Here is a 1,452-nt window from a genome sequence, read left to right as displayed (position 1 = left end):
TTCCTTTCTATATAGAGGGAGGTTACTTGAATAAGGAGTATGAAATAAAGGAATTAATTTACCGTATGCAAATAATGAAGTATACAGTAGAATACTCTAGTTGATAAAAAGAAAACAGTTATTTGTTAAGAAATTATAAATTTATTCTAATAAAAATGTAAGTGAGGGCAATAAATTGAATCAACTCAAGCGGCATTTGTGGTATTTGTTGATGATAATAGGAACTGTTATGTTCCTTATCCACTCATCCTTAGTCACCCCTGAAACTTCGTTTACGATATGGCTTACAAGATTGGGCTATCTTTTCTTTTTTTGTGGTGCCATTGTGGGTGGAGTTGAAGAATATATGAAAAAACACAAAATTTCCTCTTACATTTTGTTTGGGATAGGCATCCTTATGATTCTTGATTTTTTTTGGTTGCAATTTTTGTTACACATGTTTTAACAAAGTCAGACTGCCCTTACTTCACTAACGGGTACTTGAGTTAAACAATACGGAGGGAGCTGCGGCACCTCCTTTTCTTATTGAACAAACGTGACAGGATTGTTCAATAAGGAATTTAAATTAAGGATTAAATTTCCATTTGAAAAACCATTTGGTAATGTAAAATTCAATTATTAACAGGACTAATGTTTGTTAAAACTTATAAAAAATTTGGTGATACAAATGAAAATAAAAGAATATTTTTTTATTGTTCTAGTACCATTAATAGCGTTGGTAGCCATCATTTTGCGTCTAACTCATACTATAAGTAGCGGTACTTTCGGGACAATTGGTTTCATTTTAGCCATCATAGGATTTGTACGTTCTACAAGGTCAGATACTTTGAAAAAAGAAGAACACTTAATCACGGGTTTAAAAGAACTTTTTAATCCAATTAAAAGACGATATAACTTTGTTGTTGGATGTGTAATATTTATCGGAATTTTTTACTTATTAATTCTAATTCTTAGCATTTTTGGTCAATTGTGATTTTTCCTTATTAATCTATCCCTATTGACTTTTTTACATACCTTATTTACTAACTTATGGAGTGAGTTCTCTGGAAAATCCTATATTGTTTTACGAACGTCAAAAATGGGAAATCATCGTATTTGAAATTGCTAATCTAATTGCGATATTGTTTTGTTTAGGGATGACTATTAGGGGTGTAATTGAAAAAGATTTGTTTTTGTGCGTTTATGGGATTGGATGTCTGTTAACATTTTTTCTGATATTCCGTCATTATCGTGGAGATATTCGAGGGTATGTAGCTGTTTATTCAAATAAAATAATTGAAAAAAAGAAACATAAAAAAGAAGTCGTTTTTAACGAAGTAATTGAAGTTAGATATTTTAAAAAAAGAATACATGAAAAACAAACCTGGTATATGTATTGTTTGCAATTTTATGTAAAGGACCAAGAAGTTCCAATAATCATAAATCCTTCTTTTGTATTTGGCAAGCAAAAAA

At 30.0% G+C, this 1,452-nt stretch carries 2 protein-coding genes; both read left to right on the top strand.

All coding sequences use genetic code 11. The annotated features are described in order from the left end of the window. Positions 1-667: 667 nt before the first annotated feature. Positions 668-973: a hypothetical protein gene (locus tag ABES02_RS25230; protein ID WP_430140528.1), complete on the top strand. Its 306-nt coding sequence runs from the start codon at positions 668-670 to the stop codon at positions 971-973. 85 nt (positions 974-1,058) lie between these two features. Then, positions 1,059-1,452: hypothetical protein (locus tag ABES02_RS25225; RefSeq protein ID WP_430140527.1), on the top strand; the 394-nt coding region annotated here is incomplete at its 3' end.

It is taken from the genome of Neobacillus pocheonensis (assembly GCF_050477905.1).
GTDB lineage: Bacteria > Bacillota > Bacilli > Bacillales > Cytobacillaceae > Neobacillus > Neobacillus pocheonensis_A.
This window is presented reverse-complemented; position numbering and strand designations above follow the sequence as displayed.

Bases quoted from the DNA above. Each gene is read 5' to 3' on its own strand.
- ABES02_RS25230 (WP_430140528.1), top strand. From the start codon at position 668: ATGAAAATAAAAGAATATTTTTTTATTGTTCTAGTACCATTAATAGCG.